Raw genomic sequence first — 24,576 nt, 5'->3', positions numbered from 1 at the left:
ATTACACATGGTAGTCATTTGGCTACCATGTGCCTTTATTATTACGACAGGGAGTTTATGCCTGTTACTTAATTAGCGTCGCCGATCGCACTTTCCATTTTCCTTGCTCTTCAACGAGACAATCTGCAATAACATGATCTTGCTTCTTACCAAATGCGACATAGACGTTTGTGCAAACGGCGTCAAAATCAGAATGTAAGACGGTTATCTGATTCCAGTCATCATCCCAGTCCTGCGCTTTGATAAACATATCCGCATCGGGCATATCTTTGTCGTTACTGTCGCCAGAGTACATTTCTTTAATTGCTGCAATGGTCCCTGAGGCTACGTACTCGTTCATAATATCTGGATTGAGTACGGGCGGTTTGTTCTGATCTAACTGCGCTATATACCATTGATTGAATTTAAGCGCCGCCTGACCCGGTGCATAAATGTTTTCTGCGGCCGCGAGCGGAGACAGGGCGAAAAGTAAAAAGTAGTGTGGTTTCATTAATCATGCCTGAACAGTTCGTAATGAGGTTGTATGTTGCGGTAAGCCTGCCCAGGATACATGGTGCGTTGCACAAAATCGCTGATCCACTGTTGACCATCGTATATACAAACGTGACCGCTATCATGACCAACTATATTTTGGATAACTGCGACGTCACCAGCATGGGGTTGATCATATACCAGGTGAAAGCCTGCATTGACTAATGTGCGCCCCATATCTTTTGCCAGACGCGTGTTGGGGATTTTTAATCTACCACCCGCTCTGATCGCTTCTGTTACGTAACGAGCACAATAACCCGTGCTGCTGGGCTGCGCGTGTGATTTCGCATATGATATTGCGCCATCTTTGTTCCATGACATGGATAGTTCCTTTACGAAAGATTGTTTATGCAACAGCTTCTGAAATATCCTCCGTTTAACATCGTTATGATAAACATAAAATGCCATAGAAATTTTATATAATTCAGATGGGTATAATTAAAAAATCAATCCAGCGCCTTCACCATCTTCCCACTCGTCACAAACGTCCCGGCCCCCAGATGATGCAGCGTATTCAGCTTATCCCCGTCAAACTGCCAGCGTCCGGCGACAAATGCGCGTTCATCTGCCGCGGCGGAAACCACTTCGCCAAACAGGGTGTCATATTTCTCGGCCGCAGAAGTGACAGGTAATAACCGACACTCCATCCACGCCAGACATTTCTCTTCTATAACCGGCAGACCAAGCTCAGGGCCATGAATAACCGGGATCCCGTAGCAGTTAAATTTATCCTCGTCGCGCCCGCTGACGCTGCCGACCGCCCAAGTCCAGTTGGCTGCCGCCACGCCGGGGATCACAATGCCGAATTTCCCGCTGCGTTCGATCAACTCCCGTGACCACGCGCTTTTGTCTACCACGATCGCGATACGCGGGGGTTCAAATTCCACCGGCATAGACCATGCGGCGGCCATGACGTTGCGACGATCGATGGTCTCATCCCGGCTGGTGATGAGCACGGTTGGACCGTGATTCAGAAGACGGCTGGCATGACGTAATTCAACAGGACGAAAGTGGCTCATAGGATCTCCTCATGTACACGATGAGTATGCCGAAAAAGCACTTTTGCGCATATGCATTAGGGAAAATAGTTTATAAACAGGGGATATCACATCATGGAGCAAATCATGTCCCCATTTCTGAGTGCTTATTTTGCCCGCACGGGCTGGCAGCAGCCCGTACAGGTTAATATCGATACCCTGCGGGGGCTCCATTTACACCATAACTGCGCGATCCCTTTTGAAAATATTGACGTCGTTTTGCCGCGGGAAATCCATCTGGACGACGGGTGTCTGGTGGATAAACTGGTCACCGCGCGTCGGGGGGGATATTGCTTCGAGCAAAACGGCCTGTTTGAGCGGGTGTTGCGCGAAGTTGGGTTTACGGTACGCAGCGTGCTGGGGCGGGTTGTACTGGCGAATCCGTCGCAGATGCCGCCGCGCACGCACCGGTTGCTCCTGGTTGAGCTGAACGGCGAGCGCTGGATCGCTGATGTAGGATTTGGCGGACAAACGCTGACGGCGCCGATTCGTTTGATCGCCAACGAGGAGCAGGAAACCCCGCACGGGTGCTATCGTTTGCTGAGCGAGGGTAACGACTGGGTACTGCAATTCCGCCATCACGAGCACTGGCAGTCAATGTACCAATTTGACCTGGGGAGGCAGTACTTCAACGATTACGTGATGGGTAACTTCTGGTCGGCGCACTGGCCTCAGTCCCATTTTCGTCATCACCTGCTGATGTGTCGCCACCTGCCGGACGGGGGCAAGCTGACGCTGACCAACTTTAATTTTACCCACTGGCAGAACGGTCATGTGGAGGAGCAGATCCATTTGCCGGATGCGGAGGCGCTATATAAGCTCATGCAGGACCGGTTTGGCCTGGGCGTTGATGACCCGAAGCACGGCTTTACACTGGCAGAGCTGACGGCAGTAATGGCAGGGTTTGATACGCATCCGCAGGCGGGGAAATAGCCCGGTGGCGGCTACGCCTTACCGGGCCTACGGGAGTATACGTAGGTCGGGTAAGGCGTAGCCGCCACCCGACAAATCAACGGCGCGATCTCACCACCTGATACCGACGCGTGAAGTACTCAAACGGCGCGCTCCACACGTGCACCAGGCGGGTGAACGGGAAGATGAGGAAGATCGTCATCCCCAGCACCAGATGCACGCGGAAGATCGGCGCGACGCCGCTCAGCATTTCCGACGAGCCGCCCTTAAACGTGACGATCCCCTGCGCCCAGCCGACCAGCTTCATCATCTCGCTTCCGTCAGGGTACTGAGCGGAGAAAGGAATGGTCGACAGCCCAAGGATGCACTGAAGCAGCAGGATACTCATGATGATAATATCCGGCGTGGTGGACGTGGCGCGCACCCGCTGGTTGAACAGGCGACGGATCAAAAGCATCGACCCACCGATCAGCGTCAGCACCCCGCAAATACCTCCTGCAATCATGGCTAACTGCTGTTTAACCGCGACGGGTAAAAACCAGGCGTACATCCAGTGCGGGGTTAACATGCCGAACAGGTGCCCGAAGAAGATCCCCAGAATCCCAATATGAAACAGGTTCGAAGCCCAGTTCATCCCGCGCTTGCTGAGCATCTGGCTTGATGACGCCCGCCAGGTGTACTGCCCATAGTCGTAGCGCAACCAACTGCCGAGGAAGAAGACGGTGGCGCAGATGTACGGATAAATGTCATAGAAAAACACGTTCAGGTAATGAGTCATTTTGGGCCTCCGGCGCTGACGTCCACGTACTGCGGCGCGACGTCCTGGCTAAAGCGTCGTTGATATTGCTGCATCGGCGAACTGTCGCACGATGTGGCGTTGTCTTCGATAAACTTGACCTGTTCCTCTTCCCACACGGCGTCCAGCGCCTGACGGGTATCATCCCGTTTTTCACCTGATATCTGTTTCGCCACGCTGTCGCTGGAAAGCCGTGTTTCCGCCAGCGACAGCAGGGCGTCAAACAGCGGGTAATGCGCTACCTCGCGCTGTTTCAGGCGGCCTCCAATCAGCGCCAGTATAGGCGCGACGTTTTGCAGCCCTTCACGCGCCTCGTCGTCGCTGACGATACTGAGATATTCCAGATAGAGCGGCAGATAGTCCGGCAGCTCGCGGCAATCCAGCTCCAGCCCGGCTTTCTCATACTGGCTCATCAGGTCGACCATCGCCTGACCGCGATCGCGGGACTCGGCGTGAACGTGCTCGAACAGCAGTAGTGAAGTCGCGCGCCCCCGCTCGAAAACTTCACACCATTCGGCCTGCTTATCCAGCAGCGGGGCGCTCAGGTGCTGCTGCGCAAACGGCAGTAGCATGGGCGCATCCTGTTCCACCAGGGAAAGCGCTTCTTCACGGTTATCCCAAAGCAGCTCATCGGGATACTCAATCAGTAGCGCGATGATTTTAAGGATCTGCATTATTCTCCCTCCCCGTGATCGCGCACCTCGGTAATGTTGATCGCGTCGATGCGGCTGCTGTTGAAGAGGTTGAACCTGGTGTCGGAGCCGTGACAGCCGTCACCGAAGGTGAAGCCGCAGCCGTTTTTCTCAGGGAAGGCGTCGCGCGCCATTTCGCGGTGGCTGGTCGGGATCACGAAGCGGTCTTCGTAGTTAGCGATGGCCAGATAGCGGTACATCTCCTCAACCTGCGCTTCGGTCAGGCCACTTCCTCAATGGCGCGGGTATCGGTCACGCCTTCCACGGTCTGGGAGCGTTTGTAGTGGCGCATCGCCATCATGCGCTTCAGAGCGCGCAGCACCGGGCCGGTATCGCCCGCGCTGAGCATATTTGCCAGGTATTGCACCGGGATGCGCAGGCTTTCGACCGCAGGCAGTACGCCGTCGCTCTGCGGCAGGCCACCCGCGTCCGCGTAGGACTGAATCGGTGACAGCGGCGGCACATACCAGACCATCGGCAGGGTGCGGTATTCCGGATGCAGCGGCAGGGCGAGCTTCCAGTCCATCGCCATTTTGTAAACCGGGGAACGCTGCGCTGCGTCGATGACGTTCTGCGGGATGCCCTGCTTCAGGGCTTCTTCAATCACCGCCGGATCGTTCGGGTTAAGGAACACGTCGCACTGGCGCTCATACAGATCGGTTTCATGCTCGGTGCTGGCCGCCTCTTCAATACGGTCCGCGTCATACAACAGCACGCCAAGGTAGCGGATGCGTCCAACGCAGGTTTCTGAGCAGACGGTCGGCTGGCCGGACTCGATGCGCGGATAGCAGAAGATGCACTTCTCTGACTTGCCGCTTTTCCAGTTGAAGTAGATTTTCTTGTACGGGCAGCCGCTGATGCACAGTCGCCAGCCGCGGCATTTGTCCTGGTCGATCAGCACAATGCCGTCCTCTTCGCGTTTGTAAATCGCACCGCTCGGGCAGGTGGCGACGCAGCTCGGGTTGAGGCAATGCTCGCACAGGCGCGGCAGGTACATCATGAAGGTGTTTTCGAACTGACCGTACATCTCTTTCTGGATCTTCTGAAAGTTTCGGTCGCGGGCGCGTTTTTCGAACTCGCCACCCAGCAGCTCCTCCCAGTTTGGTCCCCAGACGATCTTATCCATCCGCTTACCGTCAATCAGCGAGCGGGGGCGGGCGGTAGGGAGGTGATCCCCCTCCGGGGCGCGGTGCAGATCCTGGTAATCGAAGGTGAAAGGTTCATAGTAATCGTCAATCTGCGGCAACACGGGGTTGGCGAAAATTTTCGACAGGACGCCCATTTTTCCGCCGAGGCGCGGGGTCAGCTTGCCGTGAATACTGCGGATCCATCCGCCTTGCCACTCATCCTGATCTTCCCAGTTTTTCGGATAGCCGATACCCGGTTTGGTTTCGACGTTATTAAACCACGCATACTCCATCCCTTCGCGCCCGGTCCAGACGTTCTTACAGGTGACCGAGCAGGTGTGGCAGCCAATGCATTTATCGAGATTCAGTACCATGCCAACCTGTGAGCGTATTTTCATTTTTTCGCCTCCTGAACCTGATCCCGACCTTCGCCGTCCAGCCAGTTAATGTTTTTCATTTTGCGGATCATAATGAACTCGTCGCGATTCGAGCCGACGGTGCCGTAATAGTTAAAGCTGTACGCCAGCTGCGCGTAGCCGCCAATCATGTGGGTCGGTTTCGGACAGACGCGGGTGACCGAGTTGTGGATCCCGCCGCGCCGTCCGGTCACTTCTGACCCCGGAATGTTCAGAATGCGCTCCTGAGCGTGGTACATCATGGTCATGCCCGGCGGCACGCGCTGGCTGACCACCGCGCGGGCGGTGAGGGCGCCGTTGGCGTTGAAGGCTTCGATCCAGTCGTTGTCCTCAATCCCCAGCTCGCGCGCGTCGGTTTCGCTGATCCAGACGATTGGCCCCCCGCGTGACAGGGTCTGCATCAGCAGGTTTTCGCTGTAGGTGGAGTGAATGCCCCATTTCTGGTGCGGCGTCAGGAAGTTAAGCGCTTTTTCCGGGAAGCCGTTCGGCGGGATCTCGCGCATGTGGGTGACGCTGCGGGTATCAATCGGTGGACGATAGGCCACCAGACTTTCACCGAAGGCGCGCATCCAGGTGTGATCCTGATACAGCTGCTGGCGGCCGGAAATCGTGCGCCACGGGATCAGCTCGTGAACGTTGGTATAGCCTGCGTTATACGACACGTGCTCGCTCTCAAGGCCGGACCACGTTGGGCTGGAGATAATTTTGCGCGGCTGCGCCTGAATATCGCGGAAGCGGATTTTCTCGTCTTCTTTGTTCAGCGCCAGATGGGTGTGATCGCGCCCGGTCAGTTCGCCGAGGGCTTCCCAGGCTTTGACCGCGACCTGACCGTTGGTTTCCGGCGCAAGAGCGAGGATCACCTCTGAAGCATCAATGGCGGTTTCAATGCGTGGTCGGCCTTTGGCCGGTCCGTCGAGCTTGACGTAATTGAGCTTGCCGAGGAAATCGACTTCGTTTTGCGTGTTCCACGATATGCCTTTTCCGCCGTTGCCGAGTTTGTCCAGCAGCGGACCGAGAGAAGTGAAGCGCTCGTAGGTTTCCGGATAGTTGCGCTCGACGACCGCAATGTTTGGCGCGGTTTTACCGGGGATGAGATCGCACTCGCCTTTGCGCCAGTCCAGAATATCAAAAGGCTGCGACAGTTCCCCCGGGGAGTCATGCTGTAGCGGCTGTAGCACCACGTCAGTTTCGGTGCCGAGATGCCCGACGCACACTTCAGAGAAGACTTTGGCGATGCCTTTGTAGATCTCCCAGTCGCTGCGGGACTCCCACGCCGGGTCAACGGCGGCAGAGAGCGGGTGAATAAACGGATGCATGTCCGAGGTATTCATATCGTCTTTTTCATACCAGGTGGCGGTCGGCAGGACGATATCGGAGAACAGGCAGGTGCTGGACATACGGAAATCGAGCGTCACCAGCAGATCCAGCTTGCCCTCAATGGCGGCGGTTTGCCATTCCACCTCTTCAGGTTTGACATCATCCGTTGAGCCTAAATCCTCGCCCTGAATTCCGCTCTCGGTGCCAAGCAGGTATTTGAGCATGTACTCATGGCCTTTTCCGGACGAGCCAAGCAGGTTAGAACGCCAGACAAACAGGTTGCGCGGGTGGTTCTTGCCGTTGTCCGGCTGTTCGCAGGCAAAGCGAATATCGCCCGATTTTAACGCCTGCACGGTGTAATCCTGCGGCGACATCCCGGCGGCGTCGGCGCGGGCTTTAACGTGCAGCGGGTTGAGGTTGAGCTGCGGCGCGGAAGGGAGCCAGCCCATGCGCTCGGCGCGGACGTTGAAATCAATCAGATGTCCGGTGAATTTCGACGCGTCTGCAAGAGGAGAAAGCAGCTCCTGTGCGGTGAGCTTCTCATAGCGCCACTGGCTGGCGTGGTTGTAGAAGTAAGAGGTGCTGTTCATCTGGCGCGGCGGACGGTTCCAGTCCAGCGCGAAGGCCAGCGGCAGCCAGCCGGTTTGTGGACGCAGTTTCTCCTGGCCGACATAGTGCGACCAGCCGCCGCCGCTCTGCCCGACGCAGCCGCAGAAGACCAGCATGTTGATCATCCCGCGGTAGTTCATGTCCATGTGGTACCAGTGGTTCACACCGGCCCCGAGGATGATCATCGAACGACCATGGGTCTTGTGCGCCGTGTCGGCAAATTCACGGGCGATTTTTTCTATCAGGTAAGCGGGTACGCCGGTAATTTGTTCGCCCCAGGCCGGGGTGTAGGCTTTGATCTCGGCGTAGTTTGCCGCCGCGTTATTGTCTTCCAGACCGCGATCGAGGCCGTAGTTTGCGAGCACCAGATCGTACACGCTGACCACGCGTCTCTGGCTGCCGTCGGCCAGCGTCAGGGTTTTACTCGGTACGCGGCGCGTCAGCACCGGCTCCTGCTTCACGCTGCGGAAATGCGGGTTCTCGTTGCCCCCGAAGTAAGGGAAGGCCACGTCTGCCACACTGTCGTGGGTGATGAGCAGGGAAAGCGTCAGCTCGGTCTCCTGTCCCGCGGCCAGCGACTCCAGGTTCCATTTGCCTTTTTCGCCCCAGCGGAAACCGATAGAGCCGTTCGGCGCCACCAGATTTCCGGCGACGTCAAAGGCGATGGTTTTCCACTCCGGATTATTGGTTTCACCCAGCCCGTCGGCCAGATCCGACGCGCGCAGCATGCGGCCCGGCACCACGCGACCGTCAGCCTGTTCATCCAGCAGGACCAGCATCGGCATGTCGGTGTAGCGGCGGCAATAGTTGAGGAAGTAATCGCTCGGGTTATCAAGGTGGAACTCTTTGAGGATCACATGCCCCATCGCCATGGCAAGGGCACTGTCAGTACCCTGTTTGGGGGCCAGCCACTGGTCGCTGAGCTTCGCCACCTCCGAGAAGTCCGGCGTAATGGCGACGGTCTTGGTGCCTTTGTAACGTACTTCGGTAAAGAAGTGGGCGTCCGGGGTACGCGTCTGCGGCACGTTCGAGCCCCAGGCAATGATATAGCTGGAGTTGTACCAGTCCGCCGATTCCGGCACGTCGGTCTGCTCGCCCCAGGTCATCGGCGATGCCGGAGGCAAATCGCAGTACCAGTCATAGAAGCTCAGGCAGGTGCCGCCGAGCAGGGAGAGATAGCGCGTACCGGCGGCATAAGAGACCATCGACATGGCCGGGATAGGCGAAAAACCGGCCACCCGATCCGGGCCGTAATTTTTGATGGTCCAGACGTTGGCGGCAGCAATCAGCTGGTTAAGCTCTTTCCAGTTTGAGCGGATAAACCCGCCTTTACCGCGCGCCTTTCTGTAGCTTTGCGCTTTCTGTGGATCGTTCTGAATGGCATCCCAGGCCAGTACTGGATCGGTATGCTGCGCCAGCGCCTCGCGCCAGAGTTCGATCAGCCTGCGGCGTACCAGCGGGTACTTGAGACGGTTGGCGCTGTAGAGATACCAGGAGTAGCTTGCGCCACGCGGGCAGCCGCGCGGTTCGTGGTTAGGCAGGTCGGGGCGGGTACGCGGGTAGTCGGTCTGCTGGGTTTCCCATGTCACCAGGCCATTTTTGACATAAATCTTCCAGCTACAGGAGCCGGTGCAGTTAACGCCGTGGGTGGATCGCACAATCTTGTCGAACTGCCAGCGCTGACGGTAGCTGTCCTCCCAGTCTCGGTTGGTGTGGTACACCTGGCCGTGCCCATCGGCGAAACTGTCGCCTTTTGTTTTGAAGTAACGGAAGCGGTCCAACAGTTTGCTCATGACATTTCTCCTGCTTCGATAACATGGCCGGAGGGTGAGGCATCACGCTCCGGCGAAGAGGTAGTTATTATTTTTGTGAGGATTTGCGGCCGTACACCAGCCAGGTGACGAGCACGCAGACGATGTAAAACACGAGGAAGACTTTCATGGCGCCCACCGGGGAACCGGTCATCGCCAGGGAGGTGCCAAAGGCTTTGGGAATAAAGAACCCGCCCACCGCACCGATGGCAGAGATAAAGCCCAGCGCCGCAGCCGTTTCGGTCACCGCTTCATGCTGTGCCTGTTCATCGCTCCCGCCCTGTTTTTTCACGCGGTCGAGGGTGATTTGGCGAAAGATAATCGCGATCATCTGGAAGGTCGAGCCGCTACCCAAGCCTGCGGTCAGAAACAGGCCCATAAAGACCAGATAGAAGGCGATAAAGCTGCCTGAACCAGACCCGGGGAGCGTCAGGAAAATCAGGGCGCTAAAGATGGCCATAAAGACGAAGTTGATCAGCGTCACCCTTACGCCGCCCAGTCTGTCCGAAATCATTCCGCCAGCCGAACGCGCCAGGGCGCCGATCAGTGGGCCAAAGAAGGCGAGGTGGAGGATATTAACGTCCGGAAACTGGGTTTTCGACAGCATGGCAAAGCCTGCCGAGAAACCGATAAACGAGCCGAAGGTTGCCAGATAAAGCAGGCTCAGCAGCCAGAGATGAAAGCGCTTAAGCACCGGAAGCTGGCTGGCAATGGACGCTTTCGAGCTGGCGATGTCATTCATGCCAAAAAACGCCGCAATGGTGGCCAGAATCAGCAGCGGCGCCCAGATCCACGCCGCGTTCGCCAGCCACATCGTCGAGCCATCCTCCTGCGGTACGCCGTGCACGCCGAGGAAGGTAAACATCGGCAGGAAAATCACCAGCGGCGCAACCAGCTGCATCACACTCACGCCCAGGTTACCCAGCCCGCCGTTAATGCCCAGTGCGCTACCCTGTCTGGCTTTCGGGAAGAAGAAGCTGATGTTTCCCATACTGGAAGCGAAGTTGGCACCGGCAAAACCGCACAGCAGTGCGATGATGATGAAGATCCAATAGGGCGTGGCGGTATTCTGGATGGCGATCCCAAGCCAGACACAGGGTACGACCAGGATAACGGTACTTAACACGGTCCAGTAACGTCCGCCAAATATCGGTACCATAAAAGAGTAGGGGACACGCAATATCGCGCCGGAGAGAGAAGGTAATGCCGTTAGCATAAAAAGCTGATCGGTGCTGAAATTAAATTCGACCTTATTAAGATTTACCGCAATAGCGCTAAACAACATCCAGACGCAAAACGCGAGCAGCAAACACCCCACGGAAATCCACAGGTTTCTTCGTGCGATATGTTTCCCTTTATTCTCCCAAAATTGCGCGTTTTCCGGTTTCCAGTTACTCAACAGATGCTGATTACTCTTCTCGCTTTGATGTGACATATCACCCTCTTGCTTACCGAAGTGGAGAGAAAAAAGAAGGAAAAACAGAAAGATACCTGTCAGTGGCGTATGAAATTTATAGGATGTTATGGGATACATCTGAAAGGATAGATAAAAAAGCGAATCCCTGAGTTTGAAATGGGAATCAGGGTTCGCTTTATGTGTTACTAATTGTAACTCTTTGCGGAAATTAATACTCCGATGGGAGTATTAAAACAATTCGAGGGAGATAAGTTTATCCAGATGCTTATTAAATGCCGCGTCGTCCATTTCAGGCATATTTAAGACGTATATGCCATCCAGGCCACATACCAGACCAATTAAACGCCAGGCGATATTTTCCGGCTGATCAGCAAGCGTAAAGGCGTTGGCCTCCGCCCCGGCGCGGATAATTGCGACCGTTTCCTGGTGCCACATCTCCATGGTCAAAACGTAGGCGCCTTTGATATCGCTATCCCGGCTGGCGAGAATTTGCGCCTCCCGCCACAGTCGAATGTAGGGCTCAAACCCGCCGTCATCGCTGCCGAGCATGGCATGCAGGCGCTCGCGCCAGCCTGCGTTTTCGCCAACGATTTCAGCATCCAGCAAATTGCGGATCAGCCTGACAAACGCCAGCGATTTAAGCTCGCCCGCCGACGCAAAGTGGTGATGCACCTGCCCGGTGGCGACGCCCGCTTCGGTAGCGATTCGGCGCACGGTCATCGCAGCGAATCCTTCGGTCAGCGCCACGCGCATTGCGGCCTGTAGGATCTCTTCCCGCCGCTCGTCCTTGCTCAGATAACGCATAATTTCTCACTCTCAATGGCAACGAAACGAGTGTAACAAAGAGCTGGACAAGTGTTCAACTTTACGTAGGATCGCAATCTGGACATGTGTCCAGTTTTTAAATGAAAAGGAAATTTATGTTTCGTCAGTGGTTAGCGTTAGTGATTATCGTGCTGGTGTATATCCCGGTGGCGATTGACGCGACGGTGCTGCACGTGGCGGCGCCAACATTGAGCATGACGCTGGGTGCCAGCGGCAACGAATTGCTGTGGATTATTGATATTTACTCGCTGGTGATGGCGGGGATGGTGCTGCCGATGGGGGCGCTGGGCGATCGCATAGGTTTTAAGCGCCTGCTGATGATCGGCAGCGTGCTGTTTGGCCTGTCATCGTTAGCGGCGGCTTTTGCGCCGTCCGCGGGCTGGCTGATTGCCGCCCGCGCGTCGCTGGCGATTGGCGCGGCGATGATCATTCCGGCTACGCTTGCAGGGATCCGCACGCTGTTTATTGACGTGCGGCACCGTAACATCGCCCTTGGCGTCTGGGCTGCCGTTGGGTCGGGCGGCGCGGCGTTTGGCCCGCTGATTGGCGGCATGCTGCTGGAGCACTTTTACTGGGGTTCGGTCTTCCTGATTAACGTGCCGATCGTGCTGATCGTGGTTTCGCTTGCTGCGCACTTTGTGCCTGCTCAGCAGGGGCGGCCCGAGCAGCCGCTCAATATCAGCCATGCCATTATGCTGATTGTCGCCATTTTACTGCTGGTCTACAGCGCCAAAACCGCCCTGAAAGGGGTGCTGTCGCCGTGGATGGTGGCCTCTACGCTGCTTACCGGGGCGGTGATGCTGTTTATTTTCGTCCGTATCCAGCTGCGCGCGCGCGTGCCAATGATCGACATGCGTCTGTTTTGCCATCGCATTATTTTAAGCGGCGTGGTCATGGCGATGACCGCCATGTTTGCGCTGGTGGGCTTTGAACTGCTGATGGCGCAGGAGTTGCAGTTCGTGCATGGTTTTACGCCGTTTGAAGCAGGGATATTTATGCTGCCGGTGATGGTGGCGAGCGGATTTAGCGGGCCGATCGCGGGTGTGCTGGTCGGGCGTCTGGGGCTGCGCATTGTCGCGGCCGGAGGCATGGGGCTAAGCGCGATCAGTTTTATCGGCCTGTCGACGCTCGATTTCAGCACCCAACAGTGGCAGGCGTGGAGCCTGATGGTGCTGCTGGGCTTCAGTGCCGCCAGCGCACTGCTGGCATCGACGTCAGCGATCATGGCTGCCGCGCCGAAAGAGAAAGCGGCCGCGGCAGGCGCGATCGAAACCATGTCCTACGAGCTGGGCGCTGGTCTCGGGATCGCCATTTTCGGTCTGTTGTTAACCCGCAGCTTTTCGGCGTCAATTGTACTGCCGCAGGGGCTGAGCGCGTCGCTGACCGATAAAGCCTCGTCGTCCATCGGTGAAGCGATGAAGGTCGCGCAGGAGCTGACGCCGTCACTGGCCGAGCCGGTGATGACGGCGGCGAAAACCGCGTTCATCACCTCGCACAGCGTGGCCCTGGGCAGTGCGGGAGCCATGCTGATGATTCTGGCGATCGGGATCTGGTTTAGTCTGGCGAAGGTCGGAGGGCAGCAGTAAAAAAAAGGCCAGCCGCGAGGGCTGGCCTTTTGAACTAACACATCTTAGAACTGGTAGGTCAGACCTACAGCCACGATGTTGTCGGTAGCCACTTTGGCATCTTTGGTGAACTGGCTGTCATCCACGAGGTTGATTTTGTAATCAACGTAGGTGGACATGTTTTTGTTGAAGTAGTAGCTCGCGCCAACGTCAACGTATTCAACCAGGTCCTGGTCGCCATAAGAACCGATGTCTTTACCTTTGGATTTCAGGTAAGCGATGGATGGACGCAGACCGAAGTCAAACTGGTACTGAGCCACAACTTCGAAGTTCTGTGCTTTGTTGGCAACGTGACCGCTACCGAACGCCGTCATGTTGCGGGTTTCAGAGTAGGTGGTTGCCAGGTAGATGTTGTTCGCATCGTACTTCAGGCCAGCAGCCCAGACTTCTGCGTTTTCGCCACCGGCGTTCAGGTTGCTTGCAGCACGAACCTGACGGTCAGTACGGTCAGATTTAGCGTAGGTCGCACCCACACCGAAGCCGTCGAATTCATAGGTAGAAGACAGACCCCAGCCGTCACCGTTGGATTCGGTGATCTCTGAACGGTCGTTTTTACCCTGGTACTGGGCAGCCACGTTCAGGCCGTCAACCAGACCAAAGAAGTCGGTGTTACGGTAGGTGGCAACGCCAGTGGTACGACCGGTCATGAAGCCGTCAGTCTGCGTCCAGGTATCGCCACCGAACTCTGGCAGAACGTCAGTCCATGCGCCGATGTCATAAGCAACACCGTAGTTACGACCGTAGTCGAAGGAACCGAATTCATCGAATTTCAGACCAGCGAAGGCCAGACGGGTTTTGTTGCCGTCGGAACCCTGAGCTTCAGAGCGGTTGCCCTTGAACTCATATTCCCACTGGCCGTATCCGGTCAGTTGATCGTTGATCTGAGTTTCACCTTTGAAGCCCAGACGAACGTATGTTTTGTCGCCGTCGCTACCAGCATCATCAGAAAAATAGTGCAGACCAGTAACTTTGCCGTACAGATCCAGTTTGTTACCGTCTTTGTTAAAAACTTCAGCCGCGTTAACAACGCCAGCCGCCAACATGGAAGTCACTGCCACTGCAACTAATTTAAGTTTCATCTTAACTAACCCTTATAATTTTATTTAGGTATTTCCTAAGCCACCTGAGCGATTTTTAAACGAGGCTTATCGTCAATGGCAGACTATTTTTAAAATTCCGTAGACTGCTTTCAATAATAAGTTTCAAAATATTAAAGATAATTTCAATTAGTGTGATCCTGATCCGATAAATTTCCCTTAAATCGCTCAATAAGGTTAATTTATATACATAAATTGATTATTAACAAAACACGATAATAAGGCTGGAAATAGTTGCCATGCGTTTTTGTTTTTAGAGGGAGATAAAAGGGCTTGGCAGATAATCTCAAGGAATGGGGCGCGTTATTGACTTTGAAAACAGTGGTTTGTGGATTTGTCCGGAAGCCAGCAACTGCTTTTTAAAAGAAACATCCAGAAATAAACTATTGCACTATGTGCTATATAGCGCGGGAATATTGGGGTTGAATTAATTACCTGCGTTGTCAGTTTATGTCAATTTCCACAACGGATCTGACTTTGTGTGAATACTCTATACAGAAATAGAAATACACACGAATGTTATAAATAATATTCTTTACTGTGATCACATATTAAAATAATGTTAATTTTTACCGGGCATAATTCGTGCCCGGTAAAAATAAAAATGCTATTTGCGGGTGGCATACCAGCAAAGTAATGATCCGGCGCAAACCATTAATGCACCTTGCCAGAATGAGAATGAAAGCGGAGAGCTCAGCATAATAGCCGCCAGCGCGGCAGAGAGTACCGGGGTGAAGTAGGAGACGGCCGCAAGCACCGTGACGTTACCGTGGAGGATCCCAATGTTCCAGGCGGCGTAGCCAAAGCCAAGGGCAACACCACACATCAACAGCTTCACGACTACCGGCACGCTGAATACCATTTCGGGCTGATCGCTGACGGCATATTTGACCCACAGGCTCAGGGCGGTCAGCAGGACGAAAAGAGTAATGCCATTTTGCCCTCTGGCATACCTGCTGGTGACGGTGCAGTAGGCGGCCCAGATAAAGGCACCGGCAAATGCCAGCCCGTAGCTCAGCGGGCTGGAAACGATGTTCTGCATGATGTCGTGAACGTGCAGCCCGTTTTCGCCGCCTAAGACCCAGCCCACGCCCAACAGGGAGATCGCTAAGCCGGGGATCACCCACAGGGTGGATTTTTGTCCGTTGAACAAAATGGCGAACAAAATCGTCAGGCTTGGCCAGAGATAATTGACCATGCCCACCTCAATTGCCTGCGAGCGCGTCGCGGCAAAGCCAAGCGACAGGGCAAGGCACATTTCATAGCTGACAAACAGGACGCTGCCCGCAATGAGATAGCCTTTCGAAAACCGTTTAATATCAGGGAAACCTACCGTCGCCAGACACAATAATCCGCTGACGGTGTAGATCATCGCTGCGCCCCCCACCGGGCCAAGTCCCTCACTGACGCTGCGGATGAGACCCACCATGGTGCTCCACAGCAGTATGGCCACCAGGCCAATCAGCGTTGCTCTTTTTCTGTCCATTACCCTGCCAGTCTCATAAAAATCAAAGGGTAAACTTATAGCATCTAACCCATTCACCAGGCGAATTTTCTGTTTCGCGGTTAACCCGAAAGGAGTAATAAATCATACCGGCGGTGACTATTAAGGGGGCGAAGTTCGGCGACCTTGATTTGACGCAAAAAAAACAGGGGCTTTGCTGTTAGTTTGCGGCGCGAAGTCTTATCAGATAACGAGGACAGCAATGGACGTCAGCCGCAGACAATTTTTTAAAATCTGCGCGGGCGGTATGGCCGGAACAACAGCCGCAATGCTGGGATTCGCTCCCAAAATGGCGCTGGCTCAGGCACGCAACTATAAACTGCTGCGCGCGAAAGAGATCCGTAACACCTGCACATACTGCTCCGTGGGTTGTGGGCTATTAATGTATAGCCTGGGTGATGGCGCGAAGAACGCCAAAGAAGCGATTTATCATATTGAAGGGGACCCGGACCATCCGGTGAGCCGCGGGGCGCTTTGCCCGAAAGGGGCGGGGCTGCTGGACTACGTCCACAGTGAAAACCGTCTGCGCTATCCGGAATATCGTGCGCCGGGCTCTGATAAATGGCAGCGCATCTCCTGGGACGAGGCCTTCTCACGTATTGCAAAACTGATGAAAGCGGATCGCGACGCCAACTTTATTGAAAAGAACGAGCAGGGCGTTACGGTTAACCGCTGGACCTCCACCGGGATGCTGTGTGCGTCTGCGGCAAGTAATGAGACCGGCATGCTGACGCAAAAATTTGTGCGCTCCCTCGGCATGCTGGCGGTTGATAACCAGGCGCGCGTCTGACACGGACCAACGGTAGCAAGTCTTGCTCCAACATTTGGTCGCGGTGCGATGACCAACCACTGGGTTGATATCAAAAACGCAAACGTCGTGGTGGTGATGGGCGGTAACGCCGCTGAAGCCCATCCGGTGGGATTCCGCTGGGCGATGGAAGCGAAAAACAACAACGATGCGACGCTGATTGTCGTCGATCCACGCTTTACGCGTACGGCATCGGTGGCTGATATTTATGCGCCGATCCGCTCCGGTACGGATATTACGTTCCTTTCCGGCGTGCTGTTGTACCTGATCGAAAATAATAAGATTAACGCGGAATACGTTAAGCATTACACCAATGCCGGCCTGCTGGTGCGGGAAGATTTCGCCTTCGAAGATGGCCTGTTCAGCGGCTATGACGCAGAGAAACGTCAGTACGATAAATCGTCCTGGAACTATCAGTTCGACGAAAACGGCTACGCGAAACGCGATGAGACCCTGAGCGATCCGCGCTGCGTCTGGAACTTGCTGAAACAACACGTTTCCCGTTATACGCCAGACGTGGTGGAAAACATCTGCGGTACGCCGAAAGCAGACTTCCTGAAAGTATGTGAAGTGCTGGCCTCCACCAGCGCCGCCGACAGAACAACCACCTTCCTGTACGCGCTGGGCTGGACGCAGCATACCGTGGGCGCGCAGAACATCCGTACCATGGCGATGATCCAGCTGCTGCTCGGCAACATGGGGATGGCCGGTGGTGGTGTGAACGCCCTGCGCGGACACTCCAACATTCAGGGCTTAACCGATCTCGGCCTGCTGTCGACCAGCCTGCCGGGTTACCTGACCCTGCCGTCGGAGAAGCAGACCGACTGGCAAAGCTGGCTTGACGCCAATACGCCAAAAGCGACGCGTCCGGACCAGGTGAACTACTGGAGTAACTATCCGAAGTTTGCCGTCAGTCTGATGAAATCGTTCTACGGCGATGCGGCGCAGAAAGAGAATGACTGGGGCTTTGAGTGGTTGCCGAAATGGGATCAGGCTTACGATGTCATCAAGTATTTCAACATGATGGATAAGGGCGACGTCACGGGGTATATCTGCCAGGGCTTTAACCCGGTGGCGTCATTCCCGGATAAAAACAAAGTCGTTCGCAGCCTGAGCAAGCTGAAGTACATGGTGGTTATCGATCCGCTGGTCACCGAAACGTCTACGTTCTGGCAGAACCACGGCGAGTCTAACGATGTTGATCCGGCATCCATTCAGACTGAAGTGTTCCGCCTGCCATCGACCTGCTTTGCGGAAGAGGACGGTTCTATTGCCAACTCTGGCCGCTGGCTACAGTGGCACTGGAAAGGTCAGGATGCGCCGGGTGAAGCGCGTAATGACGGCGAAATTCTGGCCGGTATTTACCATCGTCTGCGCGAGATGTACCGCACCGAAGGCGGCAAAGGCGCTGAGCCGCTGCTGAAGATGAGCTGGAACTACAAGCAGCCGGATCATCCTGAGTCCGAAGAGGTGGCAAAAGAGAACAACGGCGTGGCGCTGGCCGACCTGTACGATGCCAACGGCAATCTGGTGGCGAAGAAAGGCCAGTTGCTCAATAGCTTCGCGCTGTTGCGTGACGACGGCACCACGGCCTCGTCCTGCTGGATCTACACCGGCAGCTGGACGGAGCAGGGTAACCAGATGGCCAACCGTGATAACGCCGATCCGTCAGGCCTGGGTAACACCCTGGGCTGGGCATGGGCGTGGCCGTTAAACCGCCGCGTACTGTACAACCGTGCCTCCGCAGACGTGAACGGTAAGCCGTGGGATCCGAAACGCATGCTGATCGAGTGGAACGGCACGAAGTGGACGGGGAACGATATCCCGGACTTCAACACCGCCGCGCCGGGCAGCAACACCGGGCCGTTTATCATGCAGCCGGAAGGGCTGGGACGTCTGTTTGCCATCGACAAACTGGCGGAAGGGCCGTTCCCGGAACACTACGAGCCGATGGAAACGCCGCTCGGCACTAACCCGCTGCACCCGAACGTGGTGTCAAGCCCGGTGGTGCGCATCTACGAAGACGACGTGCTGCGTTTAGGTAAAAAGGACAAGTTCCCGTATGTCGGCACCACCTACCGCCTGACCGAGCATTTCCATACCTGGACCAAGCACGCGCGGCTTAACGCCATCGCGCAGCCGGAACAGTTTGTGGAGATAAGCGAAACCCTGGCGAAGGCGAAAGGCATTGCCAACGGCGATCGCGTGAAGGTCAGCAGCAAGCGCGGCTTTATTCGCGCGGTGGCGGTGGTCACCCGTCGTCTGCAAACGCTGAACGTGCATGGCCAGCAGGTGGAAACCGTCGGCATACCGCTGCACTGGGGCTTTGAAGGGGTGGCGCAGAAAGGCTACATCGCCAATACCCTGACGCCAAACGTCGGCGATTCCAACTCGCAAACGCCGGAGTATAAAGCGTTTCTGGTCAACATCGAGAAAGCGTAAGGAGCGATTAAATGGCGATGGAAACACAAGACATTATTAAACGCTCCGCGACCAACCCGATAACGCCCGCGCCTCGTGCGCGGGACTACAAGGCAGAAGTCGCCAAGCTGATCGATGTCTCCTCCTGCGTGGGCTGTAAGGCCTGCCAGGTGGCCTGCTCGGAGTGGAACGATATCCGCGACGAGGTGGGGCACTGCGTTGGCGTTTACGATAACCCGGCTGATCTGAGCGCCAAGTCCTGGACGGTGATGCGCTTTAGCGAAACCGACCAGAACGGCAAGCTGGAGTGGCTAATCCGTAAAGACGGCTGTATGCACTGTGAAGATCCGGGCTGCCTGAAGGCATGCCCGTCTGCGGGTGCAATTATTCAGTACGCCAACGGGATCGTCGACTTCCAGCAGGATAACTGTATCGGCTGCGGCTACTGCATCGCAGGCTGTCCGTTTAATATCCCGCGCCTCAATAAAGAAGATAACCGGGTCTATAAATGCACGCTGTGTGTCGATCGCGTCAGCGTCGGACAGGAGCCTGCCTGCGTGAAGACCTGTCCTACCGGGGCTATCCACTTCGGCACCAAAAAAGAGATGCTGGAAGTGGCGCAGCAGCGGGTGGATAAGCTCAAAGCGCGCGGCTATGACAAGGCCGGGATTTATAACCCGCAGGGCGTGGGCGGTACGCACGTCATGTATGTTCTGCACCACAATGACCAGCCGGAGCTGTATCACAATCTGCCGAAAGATCCGGCGATCGATACCTCAATCAACCTCTGGAAAGGGGCGCTTAAGCCGCTCTCAGCGGCGGGCTTTATCGCCACCTTTGCCGGGCTGATTTATCACTACATCGGTATCGGGCCGAATAAAGAGGTGGATGACGACGAGGAGGAGCATCATGAGTAAGTCGAAAATGATAGTGCGCACAAAATTTGTCGATCGCGCCTGTCACTGGACGGTGGTCATCTGCTTCTTCCTGGTGGCGGTATCCGGCATTTCGTTCTTCTTCCCGACGCTACAATGGCTAACGGAAACCTTCGGGACACCGCAGATGGGGCGCATTCTGCATCCGTTCTTCGGCGTACTGATTTTCGTGGTGCTGATGTTTATGTTTGTGCGTTTCGTTCATCACAACATCCCTGACAAGCAGGATATTCCGTGGCTAAAAGGGATTGTTGAGGTTCTGAAAGGCAACGAGCATAAAGTCGCGAAGGTGGGCAAATATAACGCCGGGCAGAAGATGATGTTCTGGACCATCATGAGCATGATTTTTGTGCTGCTGGTGACCGGGGTGATCATCTGGCGTCCGTATTTTGCGCACTATTTCCCGATTCAGGTAGTGCGCTACGCGCTGTTGATCCACGCGACCTCGGCCATTATTCTGATCCACGCCATTCTGATCCATATGTATATGGCATTCTGGGTGAAAGGATCGATTAAAGGCATGATTGAAGGGAAGGTGAGCCGCCGCTGGGCGCAGAAGCACCATCCGCGCTGGTACCGCGACATTGAGCGTCTTGAAGCGCAAAAAGAGAGTTCGGAAGGGTTGAAGTAAACCTCGCGCCGTCGGCATTGTCCGGCGGCGCTGCGCTTGCGTGGCTTTTAGCTACGTATTGGTAATTAACGCATCAATTCCTGCAAGAACACTGCTTCTTGCACTGCGCAGATTACATACATAATCCTTATTATTAAGTTTTTTTGTCTCCACGTGTGTGATGTTGGCTGTATTAAGAAAATATGTCTGGAATTCAAGGTTCACCAGTGGCGTTGCAGCGTTTGAATATCCTCTTAAATGATTGTGATAGCTTAACGGGACAATAAGTCTCGTTGATAAGTCGTCATAATAATCGTGCTGAATAATCATAAAATAGGGTTGATATTCACACGTTCTGTTTGATGGATTGCGGTAAACATCAAACTGAAAACACATCAAAGCCCTCCGAAATAAGGGTCATCCGATAATAGCCCGGCTTTGGCCGTTAATTCATTCATTGCTTTAATAAATCCTTGATCCTGTTGACGCTGCCGCTTGAGCTCTCCTGCTGTAGAGAGTGGGCGAGGTCTATTCCCCGTAGGTCGCTCTGTCGTAGCACATCTTTCTGTGCGGTTCGGTTTCATGTTTTCTCCTTTGTTGGTGCGGTCATTATCAACCGCAGCCAACAAAAAACAATACTGTTTCCCCTGGTAATCTACATTATGCGAGCCGTCTTCCAGTAATATCAAAACCGCTCTGCAATATACCGGAAGGGATATTTTGTTGGCTTCACTTTGCCGATCTTGCGTTTCGGTAAATCCACCTTGTCAACGTGAATTTCTTTATAGGGGATCTGTGAAAGCAGATGCGAAATAATATTCAACCGAACCCGTTTTTTATCTTCTGAGCGCGCCACAAACCACGGCGCCCAGGCGGTGTCGGTCGCTTTAAACATCGCATCACGGGCGAGGGTATATTCATCCCACAGATTGAAAGATTTTATGTCCATTGGAGACAGCTTCCAGATCTTGCGACCATCATTAATGCGATCGCGCAGGCGGCGTTCCTGCTCTTTTGGCGTTACTTCAAGCCAGTATTTCAACAATATGATACCGGCATCGACCATCGCTTTTTCCATCACCGGCGTTCCATCAAGAAATTTGTCGGCCTGCTCTTCGGTACAGAAACCCATTACTCTTTCCACGCCTGCGCGGTTGTACCAGCTCCGGTCAAAAATAACGATTTCACCGGCAGAGGGCAGATGGGGAACGTAACGCTGAAAATAGAGCTGACTTTTCTCTTTATCGGTGGGGGCCGGTAACGCAACAACGCGAAACACCCGGGGGCTGACGCGTTCGGTGATGGCTTTGATGGCGCCGCCTTTACCCGCGCCGTCTCGCCCTTCAAAAACAATACAGACCTTTAACCCTTTGGCGACCACCCATTGCTGGAGCTTAACCAGTTCAACATGGAGGCGGCGAAGCTCTTGCTCGTACGCTTTGGTTTTGAGCGGCGCGTTTTTAACGACATCATCAACAACACGGGTTTTCTTCTTACTGACCATGGCGGGTCTCCCTATGGGTCCGGTCGCGGGATCGAGGCCGTACTAAGCGTGTAATCGGCCTGAATGAATGGATTAATGTGTCAGAAAGCTGATTTGAACTGGTTCACCATACAAGTTTAATCAATAATGCACGCTGCGTATTTTTTAACAGTGGTCGCGGTATGAAAAAAACAATTTTTTCGTTAGCACTGGCTACCTTTGGCCTGGGGATGGCTGAATTTGGCATCATGGGCGTGCTGACAGAACTGGCTCATGATACGGGCATTTCGATTCCCTCCGCCGGAAATATGATTTCGTTTTACGCTTTTGGCGTAGTGATCGGCGCGCCGATTGTGGCGCTGTTCTCCAGTAAATTTTCGCTGAAAACAACGCTGCTGTTTCTGGTGGCGATGTGCGTCGTCGGTAACGCGCTCTTTACCTTCTCTGACACCTACATAGGGCTTGCGGCGGGGCGCTTAATCTCTGGTTTCCCGCATGGCGCGATTTTCGGTGTGGGGGCGATAATCCTGTCAAAAATTGCGCCACCGGGTAAGGTGACGGTTGCTGTAGCAGGGATGATTGCCGGGATGACCGTTGCCAATTTGCTTGGCGTCCCGCTCGGGACGTGGCTGGGACATGAATTTAACTGGCGTTACACCTTCTTTTTGATTGCCGTCTTTGATGCGCTGGTGATCCTCTCTGTTCTGCTGTGGGTGCCAGACATTCACGACACGACAACCACCCGGCTGACAGAACAATTCCACTTCCTGAAAAAACCGGAACCGTGGCTAATTTTTGCCGCAACGATGTTTGGCAATGCCGGGGTGTTTGCCTGGTTTAGCTTCGTGAAGCCGTTTATGGTCAACGTGTCAGGCTTTTCCGAGGGCGTCATGACCGCGATCATGATGCTGATGGGGCTGGGCATGGTGCTGGGTAATGTCTTCAGCGGCAAGCTGTCGTCGCGCTTTAGCCCGCTGCGCATTGCTGCCACCACCGACATGGTGATTGTGGCTTCGCTGCTGTTACTGTTCGCGTTTGGCGAGCTTAAAACAGCTTCACTGGTAATGGGGTTCGTCTGCTGCGCCGGGCTGTTTGCGCTCTCTGCGCCGCTGCAAATACTGCTGCTGCAAAATGCGAAAGGCGGCGAGATGCTTGGGGCCGCAGGCGGGCAAATGGCGTTTAACCTCGGCAGCGCAATAGGCGCGTATTTCGGTGGAATGATGATTACGCTCGGCTTTAGCTGGAGCTATGTCACGCTTCCGGCAGCGATCTTATCCTTCTCAGCAATGACCTCTCTGTTGATGTACGGTTTTTTATGTGCCAAAAAGCGTCAGACCAACGCAGGAGCGCTGGCCTGATGTCACGCTTTGCCCGCTGGTCGCGGGCACAGGAGGGGACTACACGAATTTCGCCAGCGGGTCAGCGGCGGCAAATGCGACAGCTTTGTCTGCTGCTGGCGGGTAAATCAGTTCGTTGGTGATGGCGACTTTGATCTTTTTGCCTTCCTCGCGCACGGATTTAACACGCTGTTCCCAGCCCTCGGTGTACACCGCGCCCCAGCCACCCAGATCCAGACAGGTGACGTAATTCACCTGACGGTAAGGGTACGGCTCCAGATTTAACAGGCTGGCAGCTGCGTTATGTCCGGCGAATTTCCCCAGCTGGATCGCGTGCTGGCAGGTCATCAGTGCCGTGTTGCCCGCATCGTCCGTTTTGGCGTGCGCCATATCACCCGTCGCGTAAACCTCCGGATGCGCAGGGACCTGCAACGTGTCGGTGACGATAAGGCGTCCCTGAGTGTCGCGTTCCCCGTCAATTTGCAGGCTGAGGGGGTTAGCTTCTACACCTGCCGTCCACACTACAGTCGCGCTGGCAATGCGCTCTCCGTTTTTCAGCGTCACGCCGCTGGCATCAATAGCTTCAATTTCACTGTTTAAACGCCATTCAACGTCCAGCGCGTTGCTTGCTTCTTCAATGGTGTTACGCAGCGCTTCGCTGTAACGCCCGCCAATGGTTGGACCTCTTTCAACTACGATCACTTTAGTCTTTGTATCGGCGCCGAAGCGGGTGCGAAGACGAGCAGGGAGTTCCGTTGCCAGCTCAATGCCGGTAAAACCGCCGCCACACACGACCACGGTATTGCGTTCTGGGGTGGAGGGGCGCGAAACCAGCGAATCAAGATGTTGCTCGAACAGCCTGGCGGAGTCGAGTTGGTCGATATCAAATGCGTATTCAGTCAGACCGGCAATCGGCGGACGTTTAGTCTGGCTACCGGTTGCGAGGATCAGACGTTCCCAGTTGACTTCGGCAATGGCGCCGTTTGAATCGCGATACAAAACGGTTTTAGATGAGGTATCAATACGTTGTGCTTCGCCCGAAATAAAGGCAATACCCAGTTCAGCAAACAGTTCGGTCAGTGGCGCGACCATCGTCGACACGTTCTCTTCATAAAAACGTGGACGAACGCGCAGTTCCGGCACCGGGGCCAGCACGGCAATGCTGAGGCTATTATTACCTTCCAGAGCAGAAAGACGCGCGGCGCTGACCGCAGCCCACATACCGGAAAACCCACTACCCACAATTAAAATCTGCTTTTTCATACT

At 54.9% G+C, this 24,576-nt stretch carries 19 protein-coding genes and 1 pseudogene; 6 read left to right on the top strand and 14 right to left on the bottom strand.

Features of this window, described 5'->3' with window-relative positions:
- Window positions 1-64: 64 nt before the first annotated feature.
- The 3 genes from L3069_RS11360 to L3069_RS11350 form a co-directional block, all read right to left on the bottom strand.
- Entirely contained in the window at window positions 65-490 is a 426-nt protein-coding gene (locus L3069_RS11360) for a DUF3828 domain-containing protein (RefSeq protein WP_038416107.1), read from the bottom strand.
- Window positions 490-852, bottom strand: coding sequence for a hypothetical protein (locus L3069_RS11355; protein ID WP_038416106.1), 363 nt, complete (start codon window positions 850-852; stop codon window positions 490-492). The genes L3069_RS11360 and L3069_RS11355 overlap by 1 nt, the downstream gene beginning before the upstream one ends.
- Window positions 853-977: 125 nt before the next feature.
- Window positions 978-1,550, bottom strand: coding sequence for a flavin reductase family protein (locus L3069_RS11350; RefSeq protein ID WP_023300182.1), 573 nt, complete (start codon window positions 1,548-1,550; stop codon window positions 978-980).
- 105 nt (window positions 1,551-1,655) lie between these two features.
- Here L3069_RS11350 and nhoA point away from each other — a divergent pair, with 105 nt between their 5' ends.
- Complete coding sequence (gene nhoA / locus L3069_RS11345) at window positions 1,656-2,501, top strand: N-hydroxyarylamine O-acetyltransferase (protein ID WP_038416105.1); 846 nt, start codon at window positions 1,656-1,658, stop codon at window positions 2,499-2,501.
- 76 nt (window positions 2,502-2,577) lie between these two features.
- Here the strand turns inward: nhoA and narI are convergent, their stop codons facing one another.
- The 6 genes and pseudogenes from narI to L3069_RS11315 all read right to left on the bottom strand — a co-directional run bounded on the left by narI (window position 2,578) and on the right by L3069_RS11315 (window position 11,469).
- Window positions 2,578-3,258: a respiratory nitrate reductase subunit gamma gene (gene narI, locus L3069_RS11340; protein WP_022648214.1), complete on the bottom strand. Its 681-nt coding sequence runs from the start codon at window positions 3,256-3,258 to the stop codon at window positions 2,578-2,580.
- Window positions 3,255-3,950 (bottom strand): nitrate reductase molybdenum cofactor assembly chaperone, encoded by a 696-nt coding sequence (narW, locus tag L3069_RS11335; RefSeq protein WP_100167650.1) that lies wholly within the window; start codon window positions 3,948-3,950, stop codon window positions 3,255-3,257. Before narW ends, narI begins: the two co-directional genes overlap by 4 nt.
- A pseudogene (narH, locus tag L3069_RS11330) lies at window positions 3,950-5,493 on the bottom strand (nitrate reductase subunit beta). Before narH ends, narW begins: the two are co-directional and overlap by 1 nt.
- Window positions 5,490-9,230, bottom strand: coding sequence for a nitrate reductase subunit alpha (locus tag L3069_RS11325; RefSeq protein ID WP_038416104.1), 3,741 nt, complete (start codon window positions 9,228-9,230; stop codon window positions 5,490-5,492). Before L3069_RS11325 ends, narH begins: the two are co-directional and overlap by 4 nt.
- A gap of 67 nt (window positions 9,231-9,297) precedes the next feature.
- A complete protein-coding gene (locus tag L3069_RS11320) occupies window positions 9,298-10,683 on the bottom strand; it encodes a NarK family nitrate/nitrite MFS transporter (protein WP_100167651.1) in 1,386 nt (461 codons plus the stop codon).
- A 210-nt stretch (window positions 10,684-10,893) separates the two neighbouring features.
- A complete protein-coding gene (locus L3069_RS11315; RefSeq protein ID WP_038416103.1) occupies window positions 10,894-11,469 on the bottom strand; it encodes a TetR family transcriptional regulator in 576 nt (191 codons plus the stop codon).
- A 116-nt stretch (window positions 11,470-11,585) separates the two neighbouring features.
- Between L3069_RS11315 and L3069_RS11310 the strand changes: the two genes are divergently transcribed.
- Window positions 11,586-13,076, top strand: a complete 1,491-nt coding sequence (locus L3069_RS11310; protein ID WP_100167652.1) for an MFS transporter — start codon at window positions 11,586-11,588, stop codon at window positions 13,074-13,076.
- Between the two features lie 44 nt (window positions 13,077-13,120).
- On the opposite strand, the gene ompC is transcribed toward L3069_RS11310, so the two are convergent.
- Both ompC and yddG read right to left on the bottom strand, forming a co-directional pair.
- Window positions 13,121-14,194, bottom strand: coding sequence for a porin OmpC (gene ompC, locus L3069_RS11305; RefSeq protein ID WP_022648207.1), 1,074 nt, complete (start codon window positions 14,192-14,194; stop codon window positions 13,121-13,123).
- A gap of 625 nt (window positions 14,195-14,819) precedes the next feature.
- Window positions 14,820-15,698, bottom strand: coding sequence for an aromatic amino acid DMT transporter YddG (yddG, locus tag L3069_RS11300; protein WP_023300177.1), 879 nt, complete (start codon window positions 15,696-15,698; stop codon window positions 14,820-14,822).
- A gap of 220 nt (window positions 15,699-15,918) precedes the next feature.
- On the opposite strand from yddG, the gene fdnG reads away from it, so the two are divergent.
- From fdnG to fdnI, 3 genes are read left to right on the top strand one after another with little or no spacing between them, the layout of a single operon-like run.
- Window positions 15,919-18,966, top strand: coding sequence for a formate dehydrogenase-N subunit alpha (gene fdnG, locus L3069_RS11295; RefSeq protein ID WP_103791372.1), 3,048 nt, complete (start codon window positions 15,919-15,921; stop codon window positions 18,964-18,966).
- An 11-nt stretch (window positions 18,967-18,977) separates the two neighbouring features.
- Window positions 18,978-19,862 (top strand): formate dehydrogenase subunit beta, encoded by an 885-nt coding sequence (gene fdxH / locus L3069_RS11290; RefSeq protein WP_003857048.1) that lies wholly within the window; start codon window positions 18,978-18,980, stop codon window positions 19,860-19,862.
- Window positions 19,855-20,511: a formate dehydrogenase-N subunit gamma gene (gene fdnI / locus L3069_RS11285; RefSeq protein WP_023300174.1), complete on the top strand. Its 657-nt coding sequence runs from the start codon at window positions 19,855-19,857 to the stop codon at window positions 20,509-20,511. The genes fdxH and fdnI overlap by 8 nt, the downstream gene beginning before the upstream one ends.
- 51 nt (window positions 20,512-20,562) lie before the next feature.
- Here the strand turns inward: fdnI and L3069_RS11280 are convergent, their stop codons facing one another.
- Window positions 20,563-20,886 (bottom strand): CcdB family protein, encoded by a 324-nt coding sequence (locus L3069_RS11280; protein ID WP_022648204.1) that lies wholly within the window; start codon window positions 20,884-20,886, stop codon window positions 20,563-20,565.
- Between the two features lie 289 nt (window positions 20,887-21,175).
- Window positions 21,176-21,994, bottom strand: a complete 819-nt coding sequence (gene ppk2, locus L3069_RS11275; RefSeq protein ID WP_022648203.1) for a polyphosphate kinase 2 — start codon at window positions 21,992-21,994, stop codon at window positions 21,176-21,178.
- 161 nt (window positions 21,995-22,155) lie between these two features.
- On the opposite strand from ppk2, the gene araJ reads away from it, so the two are divergent.
- Window positions 22,156-23,331 carry an MFS transporter AraJ gene (gene araJ, locus L3069_RS11270; protein WP_023300172.1) on the top strand — a complete coding sequence of 392 codons (1,176 nt, stop codon included), beginning with the start codon at window positions 22,156-22,158 and terminating at the stop codon, window positions 23,329-23,331.
- Window positions 23,332-23,370: 39 nt separating this feature from the next.
- Here the strand turns inward: araJ and L3069_RS11265 are convergent, their stop codons facing one another.
- Window positions 23,371-24,573 (bottom strand): NAD(P)/FAD-dependent oxidoreductase, encoded by a 1,203-nt coding sequence (locus L3069_RS11265; protein ID WP_038416100.1) that lies wholly within the window; start codon window positions 24,571-24,573, stop codon window positions 23,371-23,373.
- Between the last annotated feature and the right edge of the window lie 3 nt (window positions 24,574-24,576).

The sequence above is a fragment of the Enterobacter cloacae complex sp. ECL411 genome (genome assembly GCF_021869665.1).
Lineage (GTDB): Bacteria > Pseudomonadota > Gammaproteobacteria > Enterobacterales > Enterobacteriaceae > Enterobacter > Enterobacter intestinihominis.
Note: the sequence above shows the minus strand (reverse complement) of the source record. Positions and strands in the feature narration are given on the sequence as shown.